This is a genomic window from Bacillus sp. B25(2016b) (genome assembly GCF_001679765.1).
GTDB lineage: Bacteria > Bacillota > Bacilli > Bacillales > Bacillaceae_G > Bacillus_A > Bacillus_A thuringiensis_K.
This window is the reverse complement of record NZ_CP016285.1, coordinates 3,276,558-3,294,701: the sequence shown is the minus strand read 5'-3', so window position 1 is coordinate 3,294,701 and position 18,144 is coordinate 3,276,558. Positions and strand designations below refer to the sequence as shown.

Below are 18,144 nucleotides of genomic sequence, written 5' to 3'. Positions count from 1 at the left end.
TGCACTTTTCTTCCGTGCTTGAATATATAAAATAAAAAAGGGAGAATCCCATGAAACGAAACACATACATCGATTTCCTAGCTTATTACGGAATAGGAAGTGCTCATCCTGGTGGCTTTACGTTAACAAAACAATTGTTAGCACAACTGCCTTTTAAATATGGAGCGAATGTCCTTGAGATAGGTTGCGGTACGGGGAGAACAGCGGCGTATATGACAAGGGAATTTGGCTATAAAGTAACAACGGTTGAAAAGAATGAAATTATGATTCAAAAGGCAAAAGATAGATGGTTGTTTGAAGGGTTAGATATACAATTAATTGAAGGAAATGTAGCGCATTTACCGTGTTTGAATAACTCATTTGAGTTCGTACTTGGAGAATCAATCATCGCTTTTACAGACAAAGAAAGGGTTATCTCGGAGTGTTATCGTGTATTACAGCAGGACGGTAAGCTTGTTGTCATTGAAATGATTATTGATAGGCACATTGATAAGGGTGAGGAAGAAAAAATCGCCCAATTATATGGCATGAAAGAACTATTAACTGAGAAGGAGTGGGTACAATTATTTCAGAAAGCAAATTTTAAAAGAATTACAACTGCAGGTGGTGGCACGATTGCAGAAACAATCTCTGGCTATGTAGAAGAGCCAGAATGGAATGTATCCTCACATATTCCGAATGAGTTATATGAGGCGTGGGTACAGCATGAAAATGTACGGCTTATGTACCAACACATTTTAGGGCATCGTATTTTTATATGTGAAAAATAAAGAAAAAGAGTTGGCTAAAGGTAGCCAACTCTTTACTATGTTAAATGAAAAATAATGCAGCTAATGTAATTCCGAAGATGAAACCAAATCCGAGTTCAATACCCCAGCCACAACCGCCGCCTCCCCAGCCGCCGCAACCACAACTACTACAACCACGACCACCACATCCGCAGCTGCTGAATCCACCACCGCATCCGAATCCACAACTATCACACCTGCTAAGGCCTCCACAAAGGTCACAACCACCGTTTGCATAAGCGTCGTAGTATCCGAATCCTGAATCAAAAGATGAGCGCTGTTGCACCGGTTCAATCCATACAGAGCTTTGTGTCACATCGATTATTTTCCCTAAATGTATACGGCCATCACGGTCTTCAATCCGAACAACTTTTCCGAAGTAACGTCGGCATGTATCATAACATTTTTGTCTATGCATGTTCTTTCCTCCTTCCGCATTACAGTAATACGATATGTAAGGGGGACAAGTGCGGCTTGTACGAATGCCCTATCTATCATAATTGTTATAGGAAAGGGGAAATATAAGGAGAGGATATATAAGGAGGAAAAGGCATGAAATCTACAGATCAGTTTCAGACATACGAAGTACCGTGGGAAGAATTTATTGAAGCGTTGCGAGAGGAAATGAAGAAGCAAGTAGGGGCAGATATTATTGATACAGTAGTTTGCAATTTAGAAGATGGTTTTGAAGTGTATACATATGTGCAGGGGGATTTAGATTTTGAATATAAGGAAGCGCTTGAGAGAAAATACGGAAGTGATGCGAAGACACCTAATGTGTTAACGATAATGTTATTAGCTAGTATTTATAATACAAGTGAAGAGAATATACGCTTGCATGCGGATCATAAAGAGAATCCGATTGTTGAAGTGTATGTAAAGCAATGAAACACGCTGTGGAAGGCGTGTTTTTTATTTGTATGATAAAATGTTAGAAAATTGAGAAAGAAGGTGAAGGATTGGGAATTAAACATCTTAATTTAACAGTTACAGATGTAACAGCATCTAGAGCGTTTTTAGAGAGGTATTTTAGTTTAACTTGTAGCGGAACAAGGGGAAATGGCTTTGCAGTTATGCGTGATAATGATGGGTTTATATTAACGTTAATGAAAGGGAAAGACGTACATTATCCAAAAACATTTCATGTAGGATTTCCACAAGAAAGTGAAGAACAAGTAGATAAGATAAATCAAAGATTGAAGGAAGATGGATTTTTGGTTGAGGCTCCTAAACGTGCACATGCGTATACGTTTTATGTGGAAGCACCTGGTGGATTTACAATTGAAGTGATGTGTTAGTTAAAAATCAAACTTTTTGTTAAGTGTTTTTAAAATAAAAAGTAGGAAAAGTCTGTTTTAAGTGTGGAGCTTAAACAGGCTTTTTTACTTATATAATTGGATAGAGAATGCTAGAAGGAATATTACCAAGTGTATGGTCTGTTTACATAATAAAGTTATGGTGGGTTAGTTGTCCTAAAATACAAGTCATATATCTTGTTTCCTCTCATAAATTTAAACATAGGAATTTGTCTACAAAGGTGGCGAAGCCTCATCATGAAAATCCGAATTTGTGCCACGTTCATGTTGTTTCTATTTATATGTTTACCTTTATCAGCTTTTGCAAAAGGAGAGGAGGCAAAGGAAAGGGTCGTTTCACTTGTATATGACGATTCGGGCAGCATGAGAAATAACGATCGCTGGAAATATGCCAATTATGCTTTGCAAAGTTTAGTTGCGCTATTGGATGAAAAAGATAAATTTTCTTACGTTCCAATGAGTAAGCCGAATGATACATTAAACATTTCGTTAACGAAGGATAAAAGGCAAACAGAAATTGAGGGAATTGGAGCATGGAAAACGTATTTAAATACTCCATTTAGCGCAGTCGAAACGGCGATGCAATCTATAAAAAAGGAAGCAGATATAGATGGAAAACGTGAATTTTGGCTTATTGTATTAACTGACGGGGCATTTAATGATTTAGAGAAAGATAAGGTTGGCGGAAAAGAACAAATTTTGCGGAAATTAGCCCAGTTTAAGAAAGAAATGGATGCAAAAAAGATATCGTTACATCCAGTCTTAATTACGATGGAAGAAGATTTAGGACAACAAGAAAAAGAACAACTAAATACGTTCAAGGAAATATGGAAGAAAGAGATAAATGGTGTTACGATGCCGTCAAGCGGAGAAGATGGCATTGTAAAAAGTGTAAATCAAGTGGCAGCATTAGTTGCAAATCGTGATCCATTCTCCTCTGTTGAATCGATTGTAAAAACGAAAGTAGTTGGGAAAAGAGTAGAGATTACAACACCGTTTCCGTTAAAGCGTATGACGCTTGTACGACAATCGCCTTCTCTGCTCGATTATCAGGTCACACAAATTTCTAAACCATTACAATTACAATCTTCTTTTTCCATACATGCACCAGGAGAAGCAAAATTGTTCGGAAATATAGTTCATATAAGTACGAAAAATGAGGAAGTTATTAAACCAGGAACTTATACGATAGAAGTGGACCAGGACATTGAGAAAGAAGGACTACAAGTACTAGTTGAACCAGCGCTTAATTATACGGTTTCTACTTATGACAAAGATGATAGTAGTCAAAAAAATGTAGAGAAAATGTACGAAGGTGTTACTGCTGTTATTGAAGCAAAGCCTACGGAGTTACCAGTTCAGTCTTCTTACTTTCAGGCAGAATTAGAAATAGACGGAAAACACTACCCGATGAAGTGGGACGATAAAAAACATGTATTTTACTACGAAATGAAGATTGCTAAAGGGCTAGTGCGTGGGAAAGTTCATATGAACATAAAGGGATTTTACAGACAGACGAAAGAATTTAAAATCGAAGTAACGGAAAAACCAAAATTATCACTACAAACGATTACGAAAGATTATGAAGAAAAAGTAACAAATTTAGAGAATAGTAAACCGTTTATTATACAACCACAGTTAGATGGTAAGCCGATGACAGAAGAGGCTGTAAAGAAACTATTAAAATCTACTGGTGTCACATCTAAACAATCAATCAACTATGAAATAAAACAACATGGTAATCAAATTTATATTTATCCTCGCCCTCATTACTCCGACACATTCAATTTCACAGATACCGGCACCATAGAAGCTACCATCGTAGTGCAAGATTCAAAATTACAAGAAGTAAAGAAAAAAATATCACTTCATATTCAAAATGCTCCGTTTTATGAAAAATATGCGCTTATTTTTAAATTTGTCATTCCTATCACTTTATTACTGCTAGTAGTAGGAATCATTGTTTTAGGATGGATTGTTCGGCCAAGATTTCACAGGAAAGCACTACTGTATTATGAATGGGATCAAGAGGTAGCGAAAGATTGGCTATATCAATCTGAACCAGAATTACTTCGAAATAAATGGTGGAACCATTATTTTGGTATCCCATTTAGAGCAGAAAGAAAAACTGTGCAATCCGTTACATTTATAGCGAAGAAAGGTTCGAAATCTGTCTTTGTAGCGAAAGAATCACAAGTAGTTGGAATGATTATTGATGGAATGTTTATAACAGAGGATGAAGTAGGAATGGAACATAAGACACTATATCCAAATGAACTTTTACTAATTGATAGGGGATATGGTAAGGAGATTTACAAGTACGAATGTGAATAGTAGGTAGGGATAAGAAGGGGATGGAGTATGGATTCTCTTCTCCTTTTTTCAAACAAGCAAGAATAGGAAGGTGGTTCACATGACATTACAAGTTCCAACAATATTAATTGGTTTAGGTGGAATCGGTAGTACTGTGACGCATCAAATATATGAAAAACTGCCTGAAGAGCGCCGAAAAAAGGTAGCAATGCACGTATTTGATACAGATGTGAATACATTAAGTAAATTTGATCATATTCGAAAGTTTAAGACACAAACAAGTTCTAGTAAAACGCCTAGGGAGTATATTGCAGGAGATCCAACGATCCCAGAGTGGTTTCCGATGGATCCGACTATACTTGATAAGCCATTAACAGAAGGAGCAGGACAGTTACGCGTTATTTCACGTTTAGCGTTACGTGCTGCGATGAAAGAAGATAAATTGACGTCTTTTTGGCAAGAAATCGAGAAAATTTTTCCGGTTACAAGTGATCAAACGGAATATGGTGTGCGTGTCATTATAGTAACATCACTAGCAGGCGGAACAGGTTCAGGGATGTTTCTGCAAATTGCTTTATATTTACGTGAAATGCTTCGGAAGAAATTGCAGCATCATAACATTTTAATACGCGGTGCGTTTTTAATGCCGGATGTTTTAGTAAAGACGAGAACAGTTAGCGCGAAAGAATTTGAAACGGTGCAAGCAAATGGCTATGCATCGTTAAAAGAATTACATGCTATTACGCTCGGGTCTACTGGAGAATTATCAAAACGCGGCGGTGTAACAATTGAATTAGAGTATCGCCCTGATCAAGTAGATGAAGACGGAAGAACGAATCATACAATTAAACAACATCATTTACCGTACAATTATTGTTTCTTATACGATTACGAAAACCTACATGGACACCATTTACACAATTTATCAGACTATATGGAACAGATGGCAAATACAATTTATTTACAGTTATTTAGCCCGATGTCCACAAGTCATTTTGCACAGGAAGACAATCAAATTCAGCAATTAGCAGAATCAAGCGGAAAAGGACGATATTGCGGGGCAGGAACGGCAAAACTCATTTATCCATATGAACATGTGTTAAAATATTGTGCTTTAAAATGGGCGGTGCAAGGTTTAGATGAATCGTGGCTTCATTTAGATCAACTGTTTCAAGAGAAGAAGCAAAGATACGATCAAGATGTAAAACGTGGGATGCAACGTGAAAAGCCGGAAAGAGGTAAAAGTTATTTAGAGGACTTGGAGCATCTTGCTACCCGTCCAGAGCAAGCTCATATTTTCTATAGACAAATGTACAATGAAACACGTGAAGGAGCAGAGGGTGGTAAGCTCGGAGTTGCGAAATCAAAACTGTTTTTAGAAGCTGTAGAAAGTTATGTACAACGAACGGTGCAAAAAGATGAGGAATTAAATCGTCTGCAACATGAGTGTAAAATTTCAGCTACGAAACTGAAAATGATGGAACAAATGAAAGGTGAAGTGGCAAGAGTGGATCATGCGGTTCGTTTATATGCGTATGCGATTCCGAGCCGTGTACATGAACATGTAACGACACTTTTATATGACATGATTGAATCAGACCGCTTTTCACCAAGTGGTTCTGAAGGGCAGTCCTATCAATTAAATACATGGTTTTTAAAGAAAACAGATCCAGTTCACCCAGTAGCAGCTCGTTTTATGTTATATGAAATTCGAAAGCAGTTAGTCGAAAAAATGAATCGACTACATGAAAATAATGAACAAAAGCGTAATTTAATTCAAAACTACGATAAGAAATTTAATGTGAGTAATATTGATGGAACGGTAACAGCTGTACGCCGAGTAGAAATTGCGCAGCAACAAGGCTGGTTTGGAAAAATGATTAATAACCAGCAGCGTTTATTTAAAAAGGAATTTGAAGATATTGTAACGCAGTACGTACACAAATTAAACGAATACCGTAAAGAAATGCTATTAGAACTCGTTTATCAATCGCTATATCAAGCAGTTAACAAAATGATTCAATATTGGGAAAGATTTTTTGATAATTTACATGAAACACGTGAAAATTTACTGTTTGAAATTCAAAAACGAAGCAAGGAATTTGAAGGGAAAACAAACCCAACGAATGTATACGTATTAGCTGAAGAGAAGTTGCAAGAAAAGATATGGCAAGATATGCAACAACATTTAAATTTAGGTGTATTACCGAAAGATATATGTGCGGAAATTTATATGAGCTTATACGGGGAATATTGCCGGGATGCGAAAACAGAAGAGATTCAATCGAAAAAGGTAGAAGACTTTTATCGTGAGCACATACTAAACTATTGTTACGATGAGTTACAAATACGCTATCGCGATAAATTAGAGCTGAACATCGTTGAAGCATTACGAAAAGAAGCGGATTATAAGAATCGTGATCGTGATGAATATGTTCGTGAAAAAATTGAAGACTTGTTCCATTTAGCAAGTCCATTCGTTCCGAAAGTTTCGCATCATAGGGAATTACAATATTGGGGTATACACCCATCTTTAAAGAAAGAATTGCAAGAGGAATTAATGCAAGAAATGTTTAAAGAAAAAGATACAGTACATGAAGCTTTTTCACCATTTGAAGTCATTTGCTATCGTGCACATTACGGTTTATCACTGCAAGACTTTCCTAAGCTTTCGTCTGGGCATATTGCAAATGGATTTATGAATGATAAAGGTGATTATTTTCAGTCTTACTATCGCCGAGTGAACAAGTTGAATAGTAAAAAATCTAGTTTAACGCCGCATTTAGATAAGTATTGGCACTTACCAGCCTTCATGCCAGACTTAAATGCAACGCAAACGAAGTTAGATTACGATAAATGTAATCGTGCTCTACTATACGCGTATATGTATCGCTGGATTAGTTTAGTTGCTGTTGATGGCCAGTTTGTGTATCAATATAATGGCGTTGGACGTAGCTTCTTAATTCAGTCGATGGGGAAAAATATTTCAAGCGAAAGTTATAAATTACACAGAGCGTTGCTTCATAACCCATTTATTTATGAAAACATCTTGTCCAGGTTTGAAGAAGAACAAGAGAAGGCGATGATACAAGGTGGACATTTATATACACATCCGTTTGTATTAGGTGCTCAAGATATTAGATGGCTTCGTAAAGAGCATGTCCATAATATTTTAGATATGATTTTAATGTATGACCGTGAAGCGAAATATGACCCAACGTTAGAAGAAACTTCTGATGAATTATTGAGGCTATTCCTTGATGAAATTGAGTTATATTTCCAAAACTATTACGGTACAGGTGCCGATATGGTTGCAAAGAAAGAGAAAGAAATGTTTATTAAACAATTGTGGGATCGTTCGTACGCGAAAGGTTATGTAGACCCAAATAGTGCACCGTATAAAAAGTGGCAAAATTTATTAAGTGTTCATGATGAGGAGGAAACATCAAAAACGAATGTTTAATGAATGAAAAGGGAATCCTTAAAAGTGGCAATACAACTTTAGAAAAGAGGGATTCCGATGCCGTTTTTAGGAAGTGTATATCAAATATTTGGATTGTATCCAGAAATTTATTATGGAATGATTTCAGCCGAACTTGCAGAACAGCAAAGGTTGGAACAAGCGGAAAACGAAGAACAAGAAACAGAAGCGTAACTGCATAGGAAGCTTCAAAATAAAAATGATAACACACTACTTGCTCTTTAAACGTATAAGAGTAAGTAGTGTGTTTTTGCTATTTAATAATCCCATTTTCTAAAATTTTAATAGTTGGTGCCACTTTCACATTAGCTTTTGAAAAGGCACTCGGCCAATCATCTTCAACTGTTTTCCATTCTTTATATTGAAATGCTCTCGCATAATCACCAAACCCGAATGGATCGAGTTGCTGTTTTTGGATTTTGTGGATTAAATCGTTTAAATCTTTGTTTAGTTGTTTTGCAATGAGAGAAGTTAATTTCTTTCTATCTTTGTCTATATCCATGTTGAATGTAAGTTCAGATACGGCAATTTTTAAATCCATTTTAACATTAAATTTGAAGTGGTTATCGCTATAGTCTGTACGGATATCACGATTCATGCTAAGAACGTTTATTGTTACGAAATCGTCACCTTCTGTATCTTTTAGATGACTATTACTTTCAACTGAATGAGACGGAATTTTCATTGTAAGTGAAACGGGTATATTAGCTTTCTTTTGCAACATAAGCAAAAGGGCACTTTCATAACGATTTAAAGACATCTTATAAATTCCTCGAGAAGTTAATAGTGCAGAGCCTGTAACGATAACATCTTTTTTTCCTTTTTTTATTTCTGAAATAGCAGGTGTTATACCTTTATTAAACGTTTGCCTATGAAATTCATGAAATGGTGTGAAAACTGTCCGATTGTATAATTTATTTGTATTAATTAAATCTGTTAAATACTCGGGAAGGGCAGGTTTATCTTTAAAGTTATTATATATAACTGAAGAAACTGGACCGTCTACTGCGACCATGCGCATGTTTCCGGTATTTTTAGGATCGCGATACCAAACATCAAGGTAAGGCATAGCCCCTTCTTGTTTTAAAAAATTTGTGCTAAATAAAATGAGCTGTAACTTTTCTGTAGATACTAAACCGCCACTTGAACTATTAAACGTTGCTTTTGCTTCTCGAGGTGTACGCACTTTTGCTTCTCGAGGTGTACGCACTTTTGCTTCATGTGTTTCGTACTTTTTTTCTACGTCTTCATTAAAAGTAGGGTTTACGTGGTACACAATTAATTTTCCTTTTGCGTCAAAACCGTAAATTAATGAAATAGATTGTTTTTCTAAGTCTAGCCGGTCTCCACAGCCTGTTAATAAGGTTATGAGAAAGCAAGGTATAGTGAAATGAATAAAGCGCCTCATTTAAATTTTGCTCCTTTTCCAATGCTGATAAAGTGTCATGTATAAGAGAAATACGACTGGGAATAGAAAAACGATAAAATAACTGGCAGTTCCCCAAAATTCTCGCAACGCACTTATTTGGTAAGAGGAAGGGATATAAAAGAATAGAACGAAAATGCACCCGAATAATAAAATCCAAACAGGTAATGGACTCCCTTTTTTGTTAAGTAATTGATTGATTCCATCTGAAGCAGTGAAAATATAAGGAATACAAGAATCGAAAATAATGAAGAGATAAAATGATAAAAAGATAATTTCAAATCGTTCCAGAAATGAAAAGTGAAATGGTGTAACAAGAGAAAGAGTCGGCCATAAAAATTTCGTTATACCATCCGGGCTAAAATAAACGAAAGAAACGAACGTAACTTGTAGGTAAACAAATAAAGTAATCATATTTGCAATAACGATTCCTTTTTTTGCAGCTGATTTGTTAGTTAGATAGGGATAAAGGACGAATGCAAACTCGAATCCGAGAAACGCAATGATAGTTGATTTCACTGTGGTTACAACTGGTATCCATCCTTCCTTTAGAAAGGGAAGAAGATATATCCAATGACCATCTTTAAGAGGAATAAATAATAGTAATGGCATCCAAAGGGTAAAAATTACAGTGAAAACGGCAAAGCGACTAATAATAAGTACACCTTTACATGCAAGCATAAGCATTGGAATAGAAAGCAAAATCATAATTAAAAACATAGGAGATCTAGGTAAAATCCAAATGTGAATAACATACAGGAGGGAAAAAACTAAGGAAACTGCTGCAAGTACAGCATATAAAATCCAAAAAATCATTCCTACTCTTCCTAACCATTTTCCAAGATAACGAGTCAGCACATGAAGTAAAGTATATCCAGGATGATTTTCCATAATTTTTACAATACATAAACTGACTAAAGTAGTGATAGCGCATCCGATAATAATAGACATCCAGCCATCTGTATTCGCACCTTGTGCAACTTCACGCGGAAGTGTAAGGACACCGAATCCTACTTGAACACCACTAATCGTTAAAATGTATTGAAATAAAGTGATCTCTCTCTTTGTACGTTTTGTCACTTATTCTCCTCCTTTTCCTCAACATCTCTTTGCCGGTTATCTTGTTTTAATTGTAGAGATAGTGGCCGTTTCTTCATAATTTTCCATGGGAAACGTACAAGGGTATCTTTTAAATCCGAAGCATATGACGGAGAAAAAGGACTACCATATGGCACACCAAGTGATTCCATAGAAAGAATATGGATGATAATAATTGCCATTCCAACCATAATTCCAATGACGCCAAATAAAGAGGCGGCTATCATCATTGGGAATCGAAGAAGCCGAATTCCTGCTGACATTTCTAAGTTGGGAATAATGAAAGAGGCAACCGCAGTAATTGATACGACGATAACCATAACGTTACTAACAATCCCAGCTTGAACCGCAGCTTGTCCAATTACAATTCCTCCTACGACGCCGATTGTTTGTCCAACAGGTCCAGGGAGCCGAATCGCTGCTTCTCGGAGCATTTCGAGAACTAATTCCATTAATAAAGCTTCTAATATGGGGGGGGAAAGGAATTTTGGCTCGAGATTCTCCAATCGTTAACAACAATTTGAGCGGAATCACTTCATAATGGAAGGAAATCATAGCAATATAAAGAGCAGGAGCAAATATTGCAATAAATAGTCCAGTGAAACGAAGGAGTCGTATAAAAGATGGAATCATAGGTCTGAAGCTGTAATCATCTATCGTCTGAAAAAAGGATGAAAAGGTCATAGGTCCTATTAATACGCCTGGTGAGCGATCTACAACAACGGCAATTCGCCCATCAAGAATATGATGTGCTGTTGTGTCAGGGCGTTCAGTTATTGATAATTGTGGAAAGAGAGTAAAGGAATTATCTTCAACAAACCCCTCTAATTCACCAGTAGTAAGAATCGCATCAACTTTTACTGACTCGATACGGGATGCCATTTCTTTTACGACATTTTCGTTCGCAACATCTGCTAGATAAAGCAAAAAAATCTTTGAAGTAGCTCGTTCACCAACAGTGAATTCCTTCACTTTCAATTCGCGATTTGGAATATATCGACGAATAAGTGCAAGGCTGTCGCTCGCTACTTCATTAAAGCCTTCGTGTGAGCTTTTTATGGAGCTCTCTGTTGTAGGTTCTTCAATACTCCTTTTTGGTGCCGCTTGCGTATCAAGCTCTAAAGCGGATAGTTGCCCGTTTATAAATAAAATACTTTTGCCGTGTAAAAGAGATTGTTCAATGTCTGTCCACTGTTGAACTTTTTTTATATTTCCGATAGAAACAGAAGCTTCCCAAAAATCGTCTTCATTCCACTCTTTAAATAAGAGAGGACGAAGAATGTTTATGTTAATAACAGTTTTGTCTACAAGTCCTTCCATATATATAAGTGCAGCTTCCTGTCCGTTTTTTAATGGAAAAGTGCGTGTTATTAATTCTGGAATACCGCTAAACAGTTTGGACCAGTGTTTTAAATTAAGGGAAAGGGAAGAAGAGATAGATTTATTTAATGCGTAATCAGCTTGTTCTTGGGTAGAAAAAGATTTTTCACCACGAATCCATTTATTAAAAGACCCCATTTGTTCGCTTACTCCTTGTTATGTTTTATATGGGTTATTATGGATAGTTACAAGCTGACATATGCGTAGTTTAAATTTTATATTGTATATTTTTAACTTTAACGCTATAATTATAGTGTTAAAGATGGAATCGTGATATGACCTGTTATGAATCTATCGTTTTATTTATGAATAAATGGATTGGTATTTTAGCAAGATGTGCTAATAAACTACTCCACCATGATGATAGCGTGCCAAAAATGTGGTGCGTATATTTTCGTGGTGGAGTTTTTTTATTCTCAAAAAGGGGGAAAGACCATGAATGACAACATGGTTCATATTACAATTGACGGAAAAAAGTATACAGCGGAGCCTGGTTCGACGATATTGGGTGTTATGAATGAGAACGGGATTGAACATCCGCAAATTTGTTACGTGCCAGAAGTAGATCCTATTCAAACATGTGACACTTGTATTGTAGAAGTTGACGGAAAGTTAATGCGTTCTTGTTCGACGATAGCAACGGAAGGTATGAGCATTGAACGTGCTTCTGTTCGCGCAAAAGAAGCACAAACAGAGGCGATGGATCGGTTACTAGAAAATCATTTATTATACTGTACAGTATGTGACAACAACAATGGGAACTGTAAACTGCATAATACAGCAGAATTAATGGAAATTGAACATCAAAAATATCCGTATGAACCGAAAGTAGATGTAAGTGAGGTTGATATGACGCATCCGTTTTATCGCTATGATCCTAATCAATGTATTGCATGCGGTCAATGCGTTGAGGTGTGTCAAAACTTACAAGTAAATGAAACGTTATCGATAGACTGGGAAGCGGAACGCCCACGAGTTATTTGGGATGAAGGAGTAAATATTAATGATTCTTCATGCGTTAGCTGTGGTCAATGTGTAACGATTTGTCCTTGTAACGCTTTAATGGAGAAAACGATGCTCGGTGAAGCTGGATTTATGACGGGATTAAAACCAGATATTCTTGAACCGATGGTAGATTTAATTAAAGAAGTTGAGCCTGGTTATAGCGGTATTTTTGCGATATCAGAAGTGGAAGCGGCCATGCGTGATACTCGTACGAAGAAAACGAAAACAGTATGTACATTTTGTGGTGTAGGTTGTTCATTTGAAGTGTGGACGAAGGGGCGTAAAATCCTTAAAGTACAGCCATCTTCAGATGCACCAGTTAACGCAATTTCCACTTGTGTAAAAGGGAAATTTGGTTGGGATTTCGTAAATTCTAAAGAACGAATAACAAAACCTTTAATTCGTAAAAATGGAACGTTTGTTGAATCTACATGGGAAGAAGCACTGAATGTAGTTGCAAATAAATTAGGCGCTATTAAAGAAGAGTACGGTAAAGGTTCTATCGGATTTATTTCTTCCTCTAAAATTACAAATGAAGACAATTATGTAATTCAAAAATTAGCTCGACAAGTATTTGGAACGAATAATATTGATAACTGCTCACGTTATTGCCAATCACCAGCAACGGATGGTTTGTTCCGTACAATTGGTATGGGCGGTGATGCCGGAACGATTAAAGATATTGCGCAATCTGGTCTTGTTATTATTGTAGGATGTAATCCGACAGAAGGTCATCCTGTTCTAGCTACACGTATTAAACGTGCACATAAATTACACGGACAAAAGTTAATTGTGGCCGATCTTCGTAAAACCGAAATGGCAGAGCGATCAGATGTCTTTATTAGTCCAAAACAAGGAACAGATCAAGTTTGGTTAATGGCTGTTACGAAATATATGATTGATCAAGGTTGGCATAATCAGGAATTCATTAATGAGAATGTAAACTTCTTTGAAGATTTCAAAGAAAGCCTAGAAGAATATACACTTGAATATGCAGAAGAAGTAACAGGTATTTCAAAAGAAACACTTATTCAAATGGCTGAAATGATTCGTGATGCAGATGGTACATGTATCCTTTGGGGTATGGGGGTAACGCAAAATACAGGTGGTTCTGATACTTCCGCTGCAATTTCAAACTTACTTCTTGCAACAGGAAACTATCGTCGTCCAGGAGCAGGTGCATACCCACTTCGAGGTCACAATAACGTACAAGGTGCTTGTGATATGGGTACTTTACCAGGATGGCTTCCAGGATATCAGCACGTTACTAACGAAATGGAACGTGCGAAATTTGAAACTGCTTACGGAGTGAAAATTGACAGTGAACCAGGTCTTAATAATATTGAAATGCTTCACGCAATTGACGAAGGAAAAATGAAAGCAATGTACCTTGTCGGAGAAGATATGGCTCTTGTAGATTCTAATGCAAATCATGTACATGAAGTGTTATCGAGCCTTGATTTCTTCGTTGTGCAAGATGTTTTCCTTTCTAAAACTGCTCAATATGCAGATGTTGTATTACCAGCAGCGCCATCTCTTGAGAAAGAAGGTACTTTCACAAATACAGAGCGCCGTGTCCAAAGATTATATCAAGTTCTTCCTACGCTAGGAGATGCGAAACCAGACTGGTGGATCGTCCAGGAAGTTGCGAATAAACTAGGTGCAAACTGGAATTATAGCCACCCAAGTGAAATCTTTGCTGAGATGGCAAGTTTATCACCATTGTTCTCGCAAGCGAACTATGAAGTGCTTGAAGGGTGGAACAGTTTCCATTGGGGAAGTTTTGATGGAACGAATACACCACTTCTGTTCCAAGACGGATTTAACTTCCCAGATAAAAAAGCTCGTTTTGCGATTGCTGACTGGGTACGTCCAGCTGAATTTCCAGCTGAGTTTGACCTTCACATTAACAACGGTCGTATGCTTGAGCATTTCCATGAAGGGAATATGACAAATAAATCAACAGGTATTCAAACGAAAGTACCTGGTGTTTTCGTTGAAATCTCTCCAGACCTTGCAAAAGAACGTGGAGTGAAAACTGGTTCATTAGTCCGTCTTGTTTCTCCGTTTGGAGCGTTAAAATTACGTGCACTCGTTACAGAGCGTGTAAAAGCGAATGAGTTATATTTACCGATGAATTCTACAGATAATGAAACAGCGATTAATTTCTTAACAGGTCCTGCGGTCGATACGCGTACGAACACACCTGCTTATAAACAGACGAAAGTGCGTATGGAAGTGCTAGAAGTTGATGGCGAAAATCCGATGCCAAAAGCGAACCCGCGTAATAAAAAACGTCATCCTCAAGCTGGTATTGAGGTACATCGTAAGTGGGCACGTCCAGGGTATGTGCATTTAACGGATAAGTAGGAGGAGAAAAATATGGCTGCACCTATAAAAATGATTCAAAAACAAGAATTAACTGAGGAAGAAATAAAACAGAAAAAATTAGATGATTTAAAAGAGCTTCTAGCTAATAATGAAGACGCTCTAAATCAAATGTTTAATATAGTAGGGGAATTGAATGATATTGGCATGTTAGAAGCAGCTAATTCTATGCTAAAGGCGAAAGAACCAATCGCAAAGATTGTTCTTGGCCAAGTGACTCGTGAGCCTGTTACAAATTTAATTAATAATATGATGGGGGCTGCGGGTGCTTTAACAGAACTTGATCCGGAGCTTACGAAAAAGCTTATAGGTAGCTTATTAGTAGGGCTAGAAAAAGGTAATGAACATTTAGAGAGTAATAAAAAAGTAGGGGTATTCGATCTTATGAAAGTATTGAAAGACCCAGATATTAACCGTGCTATCGGGTTTGGGCTTCATTTCTTAAAAGGTATGGGAAAAGGATTAAAAGAAGAATAAGTTTCATGAAGTGAACCTTTTCGCCCAAATGTTTGTACGAAATAGTTTGGGCGGAAGGCTCATTTTGGTAAAATATATAATAAAGTAAAATGAGGTTTGTGGGAGGTATAATGGTATGTCAAAAAAAGTACATGAATTTAATGATATGATACGAAAACTTCGAAAGGAACTTTTCGGAAAAGGGCCAGAACGAATTCATACTGTTTTTGCAGAAAACATGGCGATTGCGACTCTTTATGGAAACTTAACACCTACTGAAAAATTCATTTCAAGTACGATGGACGGTGCGGAAATGGTTCATATGGCTAGAACGAAAATGATTCAAGAAGTATATGCTGCGAATTCCCGTGAACATTTGGAGGAACTTGTTGGAGCGAAATTAGTGAACCTATTTTCAGATATGAAAGTAGAAGAAGATATTGCAGTTTCGGTATTTGTTTTTGATAAAAATATAACGTGAGAGAAGGATACTGATCGTGAAACCGATACAGGTAGAAAGAGAAATCTTTCGTTATGAACAAGGGGCGTTTAAACATATAGAGGACAGCATTGTAACAGAGTTTCCAGTCACGATTAAAATGAACGGACAGGAGTTTGTTACAATGGTTAGTACTCCAGAATATATAGAAGATATGGTAATAGGCTTCTTAGCATCTGAAGGAATCATTCGAAAGTATGAAGATATTGATGACATATGGGTACAAGAGAAAGAAGGATTTGTACATGTCACGACGGCAAAAGTAAATCCGTATTACGAACAAATGCAAAATAAACGATATATTACGTCTTGTTGTGGTATGAGTAGGCAAGGGTTTGTTTTTGCTAATGATGCACTAAGTGCAAAAAAAATGCAGGGTGTCCATGTACAGGTTGCGGCAGAGGATTGTTTTCGGTTAATGAAAGAAATGCAGCAATCTGCGGATACGTTTCATCATACTGGCGGGGTTCATAATGCAGCTTTATGTGATGTGAATGGTATTATTTTAAGCCGAATGGATATTGGTAGGCATAATGCACTGGACAAAATTTACGGTTATTGTTTAAGAAACGATATTTCTATAAAAGATAAAATCATTGTTTTTAGTGGTCGTATTTCTTCGGAAATATTATTGAAAGTTGCAAAAATTGGTTGTGAAATTATACTATCAAAATCAGCTCCAACTGAGTTAGCTTTGCAACTAGCGGAAGATTTAGGTATTACGACAATAGGATTTATTCGGAATCAATCCTTAAATGTATATACGCATCCAGAGCGTGTTTTAAATATAAAATAAGTAAAAGCGAGGCAATAAATATGAAATCTGTCACATTAGACAAGTTACAACGTCCGTTAAAGGATTTACGTATTTCAGTTACCGATCGCTGTAATTTTCGCTGTCGATATTGTATGCCAGAAGAAATATTTGGTCCTGATTACTCGTTTTTGTCTAATGATAAAATTTTATCTTTTGATGAAATTGAAAGGATAACTCGTATTTTCGTTTCTTTAGGTGTGAGAAAATTACGAATTACAGGCGGAGAACCGTTACTTCGAAGAGGGCTTCCAAAGCTTATTGAGCGGCTTCATAAAATAGATGGTGTGGAAGATATCGGTTTAACAACCAATGGATCGTTACTTAAAAAGTTTGCTCCTGATTTATATAAGGCGGGACTATCACGTGTAACAGTTAGCTTAGATTCCTTAGAAGAAGAGCGGTTTTTCTATTTAAATGGTAATAGGAGCAAAGTACAAAGGGTTCTGGAAGGAATACAGGCTGCTGCTGAAGTTGGTATGAAAATTAAAATAAATATGGTCGTTCAAAAAGGGAAAAATGAACAAGACATTTTGCAGATGGCGCAATACTTTAAGGAAAACAGGCATATTCTTCGTTTTATTGAGTATATGGACGTTGGAAATTATAATGGTTGGGATTTAAAAGAGGTCGTCTCTAAACAAGAAATAGTAAATACAATTCACAAAGTGATGCCGTTAGAACGGATAGAAGCAAATTATTCTGGTGAAGTGGCTACTAGGTATCGTTATATAGGAAGCGATGAGGAAATAGGTATTATTTCATCGGTAACAGATTCTTTTTGCTCCTCATGTACGAGAGCTCGTATTTCTGCAGAAGGAAAATTATATACCTGCTTATTTGCTTCTAAAGGAAATGATTTAAGAGAATTGCTTCGTTCTGAACATACAGATGAGGACATTACAGATGTAGTACGCGATATATGGAATAATAGGGAAGATCGTTATTCAGATGAACGCTTAAATCATACAAATAAGAAAACAATACCTAAAATTGAAATGTCACATATCGGTGGTTAATATATAAAGCTAGCGTCATAGTGAAAAATGGAAAATTTACAAGAGTTGTGGATTTTCTATTTTATAGTAAAAGTGATGATTGATATCTCTGTAAAAGATGTGCAGAGAAATTAAGCAGCATTCAAAAACCTTTATTTTGAGGAGGTTTTTTGAAGCTGCTT

Annotated in this window: 14 protein-coding genes and 1 pseudogene; 11 read left to right on the top strand and 4 right to left on the bottom strand. The window is 36.6% G+C overall.

All coding sequences use genetic code 11. The features are described from left to right. Nucleotides 1–50 precede the first annotated feature (50 nt). Nucleotides 51–770, top strand: coding sequence for a class I SAM-dependent methyltransferase (locus tag BAQ53_RS16720; RefSeq protein ID WP_000828258.1), 720 nt, complete (start codon nt 51–53; stop codon nt 768–770). Nucleotides 771–810: 40 nt separating this feature from the next. Here the strand turns inward: BAQ53_RS16720 and BAQ53_RS16715 are convergent, their stop codons facing one another. Continuing rightward, the gene (locus tag BAQ53_RS16715) at nt 811–1,206 is read right to left on the bottom strand and encodes a hypothetical protein (protein ID WP_000554999.1); all 396 of its coding nucleotides are present in this window, start codon (nt 1,204–1,206) and stop codon (nt 811–813) included. A 134-nt stretch (nt 1,207–1,340) separates the two neighbouring features. Between BAQ53_RS16715 and BAQ53_RS16710 the strand changes: the two genes are divergently transcribed. The 5 genes from BAQ53_RS16710 to BAQ53_RS16690 all read left to right on the top strand — a co-directional run bounded on the left by BAQ53_RS16710 (nt 1,341) and on the right by BAQ53_RS16690 (nt 8,072). After that, nucleotides 1,341–1,676: a hypothetical protein gene (locus tag BAQ53_RS16710; RefSeq protein ID WP_000842901.1), complete on the top strand. Its 336-nt coding sequence runs from the start codon at nt 1,341–1,343 to the stop codon at nt 1,674–1,676. A 71-nt stretch (nt 1,677–1,747) separates the two neighbouring features. Continuing rightward, complete coding sequence (locus BAQ53_RS16705) at nt 1,748–2,086, top strand: VOC family protein (RefSeq protein ID WP_000511527.1); 339 nt, start codon at nt 1,748–1,750, stop codon at nt 2,084–2,086. A 255-nt stretch (nt 2,087–2,341) separates the two neighbouring features. Further along, nucleotides 2,342–4,438, top strand: a complete 2,097-nt coding sequence (locus tag BAQ53_RS16700; protein WP_000702070.1) for a vWA domain-containing protein — start codon at nt 2,342–2,344, stop codon at nt 4,436–4,438. Between the two features lie 79 nt (nt 4,439–4,517). After that, nucleotides 4,518–7,880 (top strand): tubulin-like doman-containing protein, encoded by a 3,363-nt coding sequence (locus BAQ53_RS16695; protein ID WP_046945594.1) that lies wholly within the window; start codon nt 4,518–4,520, stop codon nt 7,878–7,880. Nucleotides 7,881–7,937: 57 nt separating this feature from the next. Continuing rightward, entirely contained in the window at nt 7,938–8,072 is a 135-nt protein-coding gene (locus BAQ53_RS16690) for a phosphonate ABC transporter permease (RefSeq protein WP_001116180.1), read from the top strand. Nucleotides 8,073–8,151: 79 nt separating this feature from the next. Here the strand turns inward: BAQ53_RS16690 and gerSC are convergent, their stop codons facing one another. The 3 genes and pseudogenes from gerSC to BAQ53_RS16675 form a co-directional block, all read right to left on the bottom strand. After that, the gene (gene gerSC, locus BAQ53_RS16685) at nt 8,152–9,306 is read right to left on the bottom strand and encodes a spore germination protein GerSC (protein ID WP_208905989.1); all 1,155 of its coding nucleotides are present in this window, start codon (nt 9,304–9,306) and stop codon (nt 8,152–8,154) included. Then, entirely contained in the window at nt 9,307–10,404 is a 1,098-nt protein-coding gene (locus BAQ53_RS16680; RefSeq protein WP_208905986.1) for an endospore germination permease, read from the bottom strand. It lies immediately after the preceding gene. Next, nucleotides 10,401–11,940 (bottom strand): annotated as a pseudogene (locus tag BAQ53_RS16675) (spore germination protein). The gene BAQ53_RS16680 and the pseudogene BAQ53_RS16675 overlap by 4 nt, the downstream one beginning before the upstream one ends. 297 nt (nt 11,941–12,237) lie before the next feature. On the opposite strand from BAQ53_RS16675, the gene fdhF reads away from it, so the two are divergent. The 5 genes from fdhF (at nt 12,238) to moaA (ending at nt 17,983) form a co-directional block, all read left to right on the top strand. Further along, the gene (gene fdhF / locus BAQ53_RS16670) at nt 12,238–15,177 is read left to right on the top strand and encodes a formate dehydrogenase subunit alpha (protein WP_074593079.1); all 2,940 of its coding nucleotides are present in this window, start codon (nt 12,238–12,240) and stop codon (nt 15,175–15,177) included. 12 nt (nt 15,178–15,189) lie between these two features. Continuing rightward, entirely contained in the window at nt 15,190–15,672 is a 483-nt protein-coding gene (locus BAQ53_RS16665) for a helical membrane plugin domain-containing protein (protein ID WP_000729889.1), read from the top strand. A gap of 115 nt (nt 15,673–15,787) precedes the next feature. Further along, on the top strand, nt 15,788–16,132 hold the full coding sequence (locus tag BAQ53_RS16660) for a Na-translocating system protein MpsC family protein (RefSeq protein ID WP_000039582.1): 345 nt from the start codon (nt 15,788–15,790) through the stop codon (nt 16,130–16,132). Nucleotides 16,133–16,148: 16 nt separating this feature from the next. Beyond that, nucleotides 16,149–16,946: a formate dehydrogenase accessory sulfurtransferase FdhD gene (gene fdhD, locus BAQ53_RS16655; protein WP_000802676.1), complete on the top strand. Its 798-nt coding sequence runs from the start codon at nt 16,149–16,151 to the stop codon at nt 16,944–16,946. A 20-nt stretch (nt 16,947–16,966) separates the two neighbouring features. Continuing rightward, entirely contained in the window at nt 16,967–17,983 is a 1,017-nt protein-coding gene (gene moaA, locus BAQ53_RS16650) for a GTP 3',8-cyclase MoaA (protein WP_000844116.1), read from the top strand. Nucleotides 17,984–18,144: the final 161 nt, after the last annotated feature.

Bases quoted from the DNA above. Each gene is read 5' to 3' on its own strand.
- BAQ53_RS16720 (WP_000828258.1), top strand. From the start codon at position 51: ATGAAACGAAACACATACATCGATTTCCTAGCTTATTACGGAATAGGA.
- BAQ53_RS16715 (WP_000554999.1), bottom strand. From the start codon at position 1,206: ATGCATAGACAAAAATGTTATGATACATGCCGACGTTACTTCGGAAAA.
- BAQ53_RS16710 (WP_000842901.1), top strand. From the start codon at position 1,341: ATGAAATCTACAGATCAGTTTCAGACATACGAAGTACCGTGGGAAGAA.
- BAQ53_RS16700 (WP_000702070.1), top strand. From the start codon at position 2,342: ATGAAAATCCGAATTTGTGCCACGTTCATGTTGTTTCTATTTATATGT.
- BAQ53_RS16695 (WP_046945594.1), top strand. From the start codon at position 4,518: ATGACATTACAAGTTCCAACAATATTAATTGGTTTAGGTGGAATCGGT.
- BAQ53_RS16690 (WP_001116180.1), top strand. From the start codon at position 7,938: ATGCCGTTTTTAGGAAGTGTATATCAAATATTTGGATTGTATCCAGAA.
- gerSC (WP_208905989.1), bottom strand. From the start codon at position 9,306: ATGAGGCGCTTTATTCATTTCACTATACCTTGCTTTCTCATAACCTTA.
- fdhF (WP_074593079.1), top strand. From the start codon at position 12,238: ATGAATGACAACATGGTTCATATTACAATTGACGGAAAAAAGTATACA.
- BAQ53_RS16665 (WP_000729889.1), top strand. From the start codon at position 15,190: ATGGCTGCACCTATAAAAATGATTCAAAAACAAGAATTAACTGAGGAA.
- BAQ53_RS16660 (WP_000039582.1), top strand. From the start codon at position 15,788: ATGTCAAAAAAAGTACATGAATTTAATGATATGATACGAAAACTTCGA.
- moaA (WP_000844116.1), top strand. From the start codon at position 16,967: ATGAAATCTGTCACATTAGACAAGTTACAACGTCCGTTAAAGGATTTA.